A 7,891-nucleotide genomic window follows, 5' to 3' on the forward strand; every position below is an offset into this window, starting at 1 on the left:
TTACAAAACAACAAAGTAAAAGCACAACTAATACCTTTTTCAATCACAAAACAACTAGAAAAAGGTGCCTTTTTAAACAACAAAACTATGGAAATCAACATCAACGAAGAAGAGTTTTTAATGGAAACAGTTCAAATAGCACTTGAAGGAAAACACAACATGAAAAACGCAATGGCAGCAACATCTGTGGCAAATATTTTGCGCATCAGAAAGCAAACAATTCGTGAAAGTTTGTCAAATTTTCAAGGTGTTGAACATCGTTTAGAAAAAGTGCTAAAAATTCAAAATGTTCAGTACATTAATGATAGTAAAGCAACAAATGTTAACGCAACTTTCTTTGCCCTAGACAGTATGACTAATCCAACAGTTTGGATTCTTGGTGGTGTTGATAAAGGAAATGATTATACCGAACTTATGCCACTTGTTCACGAAAAAGTAAAAGCAATTATTTGTCTAGGCGTTGAAAATAAAAAAATAATTGATGCTTTTGGAAACATTGTAGATATGATGGTAGAAGTTGATAATATGCACGATGCTGTAAATACTGCAAGACACATTGCCGAAAAAGGCGATACAGTTTTGTTATCTCCAGCTTGCGCAAGTTTTGATTTATTTGAAAATTACGAAGACAGAGGAAATCAATTTAAAAGAGAAGTTAGAAACTTGTAATTAATTTACGTGTTTCGTGTTTCGAGTTAAAGGTTTTTAGTTGACTAAAAATTATATTTTATTACGAAACACGAAACACGAAACACGAAACACGAAACACGAAACTATAAAAATGCTACAAATAATAAACAGTTTAAAAGGAGATAAAGTCATCTGGGCATTCATTGCTCTCTTGGCGTTGTTTTCATTTATGCCTGTTTTTAGTGCAAGTAGTAATTTGGCCTATATGCGTCATGGTTCTGGAAACGCATTGACTTATTTGCTTAAACATGCAGTTCATATTTTTATTGGATTTTTTATTATTTACCAAGTACACAAAATACCTTATCATTATTTTAGAGGGATTTCAATGGTTTCCTTACCAATAGTTTGGATATTATTAGTTTACACTTTAGTAAAAGGAACAGTTGTTGAAGGAGCAAATGCAAGTCGTTGGATACAAATTCCTTTTATAGGTATTTCATTTCAAACATCAACCTTGGCAGCAATAGTTTTATATGTTTATGTTGCAAGATATTTGTCTAAATCAAGAGAAATAATTCCTAACTTTAAACAATCTTTTATTGAATTATGGATTCCAGTTTTTATTACAATTGCATTAATTTTCCCAGCCAATTTTTCAACAGCTGCTTTGATTTTTGCAATGGTAACAATGTTAGCTTTTATTGGAAAATATCCATTAAAATATATCGGAATTATTCTTGGAGTTGGATTAATATCTGGTTTGTTTTTTATACTAATTGTTAAAGCTTTTCCAGATGCTTTTCCAAATCGTGTTGATACTTGGATTAGTCGAATTGATAACTTTACTAGCGATAAACCTGGTGAAGATGATTATCAAATAGAAAAAGCCAAAATTGCAATAGCTACAGGTGGAATTTATGGGCTTGGACCAGGAAAAAGTATTCAAAAAAACTTTCTTCCACAATCTTCTTCCGATTTTATTTTTGCAATAATTGTTGAAGAATATGGAATATTAGGAGCATTAACAATATTAGGATTATACCTTCTTTTATTATTTAGATTTATTATTGCTGCACACAAAGCCAATTCTCTTTTCGGAAAATTAGTCGTCGTTGGTCTTGGCTTTCCAATTATTTTTCAGGCATTAATAAATATGGCTGTTGCAGTTGAATTGTTGCCTGTAACTGGTCAAACATTACCGTTAATTAGTTCAGGCGGAAGTTCTGTTTGGATGACATGCATTGCAATCGGAATTATTTTAAGCGTAACTAAAAAAGAAGAAGAAATTGCTCAAGAATTAGACGAAAAACAAAAACGTGACGAAGCATTAAAACGTTTAATTGATAAGCAATTACAAGACGATGAAGATTCAGAAATAATTTCAGAAAACGAAGATTGTTCTATCACAGATAATCCAATGAAAGCCATTCTTAAAAAACAATAAGTTAAAAACTCCGAGACTCACATTGCAAACTTTGCGAATCTCAGTGTAAAATTAAAATGAGAAATTACAAATTCATATTAAGTGGTGGTGGAACTGGAGGACATATTTATCCTGCAATTGCTATTGCCAATGAATTAAAACTTCGTTTTCCAAACTGCGAAATTCTTTTTGTTGGTGCAAAAGACAAAATGGAAATGCAAAAAGTGCCACATGCTGGTTACAAAATTGAAGGTCTTTGGATTGCAGGTTTACAAAGAAAATTGACATTACAAAATATTATGTTTCCTTTAAAATTGGCTAACAGTTTATGGAAATCAAGAACAATAATTAATAATTTTAAGCCAGATGTAGTAATAGGAACTGGAGGATTTGCTAGCGGACCATTATTGCAAGTAGCCAATAGTTTAAATATACCAACAGTAATTCAAGAACAAAACTCTTATCCTGGAATTACCAATAAATTATTAAGTAAAAAGGCAAATGCAATTTGTGTAGCTTATGAAAACTTAGAACGTTTTTTTCCTAAAAATAAAATTGTTTTTACAGGAAATCCAGTTCGTCAAGATTTATTAGAAATTAATTCTAAAAGAGATGAGGCATTGTCTTATTTTAATTTAGATGCCAATAAAAAAACACTTCTAATAATTGGAGGAAGCTTAGGTTCTAGAAGAATAAACCAATTAATTGCTAAAGAATTAGATTTTTTTATTGCTAATGATATTCAAGTTTTTTGGCAATGTGGAAATTTTTATATGACAGAATATAAACATTTTTCAGAAAAAGAAAACGTGCAAGTAGATTCGTTTATTGATAGAATGGATTTGATTTATGCTGCAGCCGATTTTGTAATTTCTAGAGCTGGAGCATCTTCAGTTTCAGAGTTGTGTTTGGTAGGAAAACCAGTTTTGTTTATTCCATCACCAAATGTTGCAGAAGATCATCAAACCAAAAATGCAAAATCAATTGTAGATAAAAACGGAGCACTTTTGTTAAAAGAATCTGAATTGGATGAAAAATTTGAAACAGTTTTTAATCAATTAATCCATGACGAAAATTTGCAAAATAATCTAAGCCAAAACATTAAAAAATTAGCTAAGCCAAACGCAACCAAAGATATTGTTGAAGAAATAATAAAATTAATAAAATAATATAAAAAACTTTGCGCCTTAGCGACTTAGTGGCAATAAAAAAATGAACCTAAACCAAATACATAACGTCTATTTCATAGGAATTGGAGGCATCGGAATGAGTGCTTTGGCTCGTTATTTTCAAAATATTGGAAAGAATGTTTCTGGTTATGACAAAACACCAACAATGCTAACAGATGAATTGCTTACTGGTGGAATGAACATACATTTTGAAGACAATATCAGTGAAATCCCAACTGATTATTATATTGAAAACACACTTGTAATTGTAACTCCAGCAGTTCCAGTTTCTCACTCAGAATGGAATTATTTTGTTGAAAGAGATTTTACAATAAAAAAACGCGCCGAAGTTCTTGGTTTAATAACCAAAGACACTTTTTGTTTTGCTGTTGCTGGAACTCATGGTAAAACAACAACATCAAGTATTCTAGGACATATTTTATATGAATCTGGCGAAGACGTAACCGCTTTTCTTGGAGGAATTGTTGAAAATTATAATTCTAATTTAATAGGAAGCGGAAAAACAATTACCGTTGTCGAAGCTGACGAATTTGATAGATCATTCTTGCATTTACATCCAAACATTGCTTGTGTAACATCAATGGATGCTGATCATTTGGATATTTATGGTGATAAAAATGCAATTGAAGAATCGTTTAGAGAATTTGCCGATAAGGTTCAAGATAAAACCAAAATGTTTGTCCCAAAAGGATTAGATTTAGATGGATTGACAATTGCAATTAATGACGATGCAACTTTCAAAGCATTTAATATCAGAATAGAAAATAGTAGTTATGTTTTTGACGTACAAACACCATCAGAAACCATAAAAAATATTTCGTTTGGATTACCTGGACATCATAATTTAATGAATGCTTTAATGGCTTTAGCAATGGCTAAAACTTTTGGTTCCCCAACCGAATCCATTGCTAAAGCTTTAGCATCATTTAAAGGAGTTCAACGAAGATTTTCGTATCAAATAAAATCAAAAAATCTCGTTTATATAGATGATTATGCTCACCATCCAACAGAAATAAATGCAGTACATCAAGCGGTTCGAGAATTGTATCCAAACCAAAAAGTTTTGGCAATTTTTCAACCACATTTGTTTAGTAGAACTCGAGATTTTGCAGATGATTTTGCCAAAAGTTTATCTCAATTTGATGAAATACTTTTATTAGATATTTATCCAGCAAGAGAATTGCCTATGGAAGGAATTACATCGAGTTGGTTACTATCAAAAATGAAAAATGAAAATAAAAAACTAGTAGTAAAAACCAATTTGATTACATCAGTTTTAGAGAGTAATGCGACGATTATTATTACAATTGGTGCTGGCGATATTGGAGAGTTGGTTCCGAAAATAAAAAAAGAACTAGAGAATAAAATAGATTAAAAACATTTAGGTCTTTGTGATTTTTCGAAAAAAAACATTTCAAAAAATTCAAAGTAAGAAATTATAAAGCTTATGAAATATTTTAATTGGATAAATATCAGACTTGTACTAATATTTTCTTTAGTAATCTTCTTGTATTCGTTTACATCAATCAGAAATTCGCAGCGCAAATTAAAGAAATCTGAAGTCATTTTTGTTGGAGACAACAACAATTTTGTTAAACAAGAAACGGTTAATAAATTGTTAATAGAAAATATTTCAGATGTAAAAACCATAGCCAAAGAGGACTTAAATTTGAACAAATTGGAAAATTCCATCAACAACCATCCAATGATTGAAAAATCAGAAGTTTTTGTTAGTGTTGATGGAGTTTTAAAAGCAATAGTTATACAAAAAACACCAGTTGCAAGAGTTTTTAACGATGAAGGTTCTTTTTATATTGATTATCAAGGAAATGAAATGCCTTTATCAGATAATTATACAGCAAGAGTACCATTGATTTCTGGAAAAATTAATGATAAAAACATAATAAAATTATCTAAAATTTTGAAGATGATTTATGATGATGAATTTTTGAAAAAAAATATCATTGGAGTTCAGTTTTTGGCAGATGAAAGCTTAATGATGACCAACAGAAATTTTGATTATCAAATAGAATTCGGAAAAATGATGAACGAAGAAAAAAAATTTAAAAATTATAAAGCTTTTTTTCAAAAAGCAATTTTAGATAGCACATTATATAATTACAAAAGAATAAATTTGAGATTCACCCAACAAGTTGTTTGTACAAAATAACTAGAACTCAAATAAAGATAGAATTGATACTATGGAGAATAGAGAAAACATTGCAGTTGGTTTAGACATTGGAACGACAAAAATCGTTGCAATGATTGGTAAAAAAAATGAATATGGCAAACTTGAAATTTTAGGACTTGGAAAAGCCAAAAGTTTAGGTGTTGCAAGAGGTGTTGTAAATAACATTACACAAACTATTCAATCTATTCAACAAGCAGTTTTAGAAGCCGAAGAAAATTCTGGATATAAAATTAGTGATTGTGTAGTAGGTATTGCTGGTCAACATATTAGAAGTATTCAACATACAGATTACATCAGTAGAAGCAATCCAGAAGAAGTAATCAGCGGAAAAGACATTCAATTACTAATTGATCAAGTAAATAAATTGGCAATGCTTCCTGGCGAAGAAATTATTCACGTATTGCCACAAGAATTTAAAATTGACGGACAATCTGAAATCAAAGAACCAATTGGTATGTATGGAGGACGATTAGAAGCAAGTTTTCATGTTGTAGTTGGGCAAGCATCTTCTATCAGAAATGTAGGAAGATGTATTCAAAGTTCAGGAATAGAATTGTCTGGATTAACATTAGAACCATTGGCTTCATCTGATGCAGTTTTAAGTCAAGAAGAAAAAGAAGCTGGAGTTGCATTAATTGATATTGGTGGAGGAACAACAGATTTAGCAATATTTAAAGATGGAATCATTCGTCATACTGCAGTAGTTCCTTTTGGAGGAAATGTAATTACAGAAGACATTAAAGAAGGATGTTCTATTATTGAAAAACAAGCCGAATTGTTAAAAGTAAAATTTGGTTCAGCTTGGCCAGGCGAAAATAAAGATAATGAAATAGTATCAATTCCTGGATTAAGAGGAAGAGAACCAAAAGAGATTTCATTAAAAAACTTATCCAAAATAATTCATGCTCGTGTAATTGAAATTATAGAACAAGTTTTTGCAGAAATAAAAGCTTATGGTCACGAAGATCCAAGAAAAAAACTAATTGCAGGAATTGTATTAACTGGTGGTGGAGCACAACTACAACACATTAAACAATTAGTAGAATACATCACAGGAATGGACACTAGAATTGGTTATCCTAACGAACATTTGGCAGGAAATTCTAGCGAAGACATTTCAAGTCCATTATTTGCAACAGCAGTTGGTTTAGTAATGAATAGTATTGCGAATAATACACAAAGTGCTTATAAATTAGAAATGACTCACGCAATTCCGCAACAAAAACAGGTAATAATTCCTGTTGTAGAAGAAGTGAAAATTGAAGAACAAGTAGAAAATACATTAAAAGAAGTTGAAACTACAGAAGGCAAAATCAGAAAATCATTTTTTGATAAATATGTAGATAAAATTAAAGATTTCTTAGACAACGCAGAGTAATTAGGGTTCAGTTTTCAGTTCTCAGTATACAGTGTTGAAACCTAACAAAAGAATCAAGTTTTTAATTAGCTAAATTTATAGTAAAATTAAATTTGTGCTAATTTGTGAATTGACAATCATCGAATACAAATAAAAAAAACACGAATGAGATAAATTTGTGTCGGATAAAAACAAAACTAGAATACAGAATAAAATCAAACAAAACCAAAATAGTATGATGAGCAACTCAGAATTTGGAAGCATCTCATTTGATTTACCAAAAAATCAATCAAATGTAATAAAAGTAATAGGAGTTGGTGGCGGCGGAAGCAATGCAATCAACCACATGTTCAAGCAAGGAATCAAAGGTGTAGATTTCATCGTTTGTAATACTGATTCTCAGGCATTGCAAAACAGTCCTGTGCCAAATAAAATTCAGTTAGGTGTAAACCTTACAGAAGGTTTAGGCGCTGGAGCAAATCCAGATGTAGGGCAACAATCTGCAATAGAAAGTGTTGGAGATATTGAAAAAATGTTAGACAGTAATACTAAAATGGTTTTCATCACCGCAGGAATGGGTGGCGGAACTGGAACTGGTGCTGCGCCTGTAATTGCTCAATTGGCTAAAGAAAGAGATATTCTTACTGTTGGAATTGTAACATTGCCTTTCTCATTTGAAGGAAAAGTACGTTATGAACAAGCAAAATTGGGTATAGAAAAATTGCGCAAGCAAGTCGATTCTTTGATTGTGATAAACAACAATAAATTAAGAGAAGTATATGGAAATCTTGGTTTCAAAGCAGGATTTTCTAAAGCTGATGAAGTTTTAGCTACAGCATCAAGAGGAATTGCAGAAGTAATTACTCATCACTACACTCAAAATATCGATTTAAGAGATGTTAAAACGGTATTGTTTGATAGCGGAACAGCAATCATGGGATCTTCAATTTCTTTTGGAGATAATAGAGCTAAAGAAGCTATTGTTGCAGCATTAGATTCTCCATTGTTAGATGATAATAAAATTACTGGTGCCAAAAACGTATTGTTGCTTATCGTTTCGGGTACTAATGAAATAACAATGGACGAAATTGCTGAGA

Annotated in this window: 7 protein-coding genes; all 7 read left to right on the forward strand. The window is 31.0% G+C overall.

Going from position 1 to position 7,891, the window contains the following annotated elements; genetic code table 11:
* Positions 1–669: UDP-N-acetylmuramoyl-L-alanine--D-glutamate ligase (murD, locus tag ACH2BO_RS08510; protein WP_395044317.1), on the forward strand; the 669-nt coding region annotated here is incomplete at its 5' end.
* 112 nt (positions 670–781) lie between these two features.
* On the forward strand, positions 782–2,077 hold the full coding sequence (locus ACH2BO_RS08515; protein WP_395044318.1) for an FtsW/RodA/SpoVE family cell cycle protein: 1,296 nt from the start codon (positions 782–784) through the stop codon (positions 2,075–2,077).
* A 56-nt stretch (positions 2,078–2,133) separates the two neighbouring features.
* On the forward strand, positions 2,134–3,225 hold the full coding sequence (murG, locus tag ACH2BO_RS08520) for an undecaprenyldiphospho-muramoylpentapeptide beta-N-acetylglucosaminyltransferase (RefSeq protein WP_395044319.1): 1,092 nt from the start codon (positions 2,134–2,136) through the stop codon (positions 3,223–3,225).
* A gap of 43 nt (positions 3,226–3,268) precedes the next feature.
* The gene (murC, locus tag ACH2BO_RS08525; protein ID WP_395044320.1) at positions 3,269–4,621 is read left to right on the forward strand and encodes a UDP-N-acetylmuramate--L-alanine ligase; all 1,353 of its coding nucleotides are present in this window, start codon (positions 3,269–3,271) and stop codon (positions 4,619–4,621) included.
* Positions 4,622–4,693: 72 nt separating this feature from the next.
* A complete protein-coding gene (locus ACH2BO_RS08530) occupies positions 4,694–5,416 on the forward strand; it encodes a cell division protein FtsQ/DivIB (protein WP_395044321.1) in 723 nt (240 codons plus the stop codon).
* A 31-nt stretch (positions 5,417–5,447) separates the two neighbouring features.
* The gene (gene ftsA, locus ACH2BO_RS08535; protein WP_395044322.1) at positions 5,448–6,815 is read left to right on the forward strand and encodes a cell division protein FtsA; all 1,368 of its coding nucleotides are present in this window, start codon (positions 5,448–5,450) and stop codon (positions 6,813–6,815) included.
* A 217-nt stretch (positions 6,816–7,032) separates the two neighbouring features.
* Positions 7,033–7,891 (forward strand): cell division protein FtsZ (gene ftsZ, locus ACH2BO_RS08540; protein WP_395044323.1); only part of this gene is annotated, 859 nt, incomplete at its 3' end.

It is taken from the genome of Flavobacterium sp., from assembly GCF_043773265.1.
GTDB lineage: Bacteria > Bacteroidota > Bacteroidia > Flavobacteriales > Flavobacteriaceae > Flavobacterium.

Bases quoted from the DNA above. Each gene is read 5' to 3' on its own strand.
- ACH2BO_RS08515 (WP_395044318.1), top strand. From the start codon at position 782: ATGCTACAAATAATAAACAGTTTAAAAGGAGATAAAGTCATCTGGGCA.
- murG (WP_395044319.1), top strand. From the start codon at position 2,134: ATGAGAAATTACAAATTCATATTAAGTGGTGGTGGAACTGGAGGACAT.
- murC (WP_395044320.1), top strand. From the start codon at position 3,269: ATGAACCTAAACCAAATACATAACGTCTATTTCATAGGAATTGGAGGC.
- ACH2BO_RS08530 (WP_395044321.1), top strand. From the start codon at position 4,694: ATGAAATATTTTAATTGGATAAATATCAGACTTGTACTAATATTTTCT.
- ftsA (WP_395044322.1), top strand. From the start codon at position 5,448: ATGGAGAATAGAGAAAACATTGCAGTTGGTTTAGACATTGGAACGACA.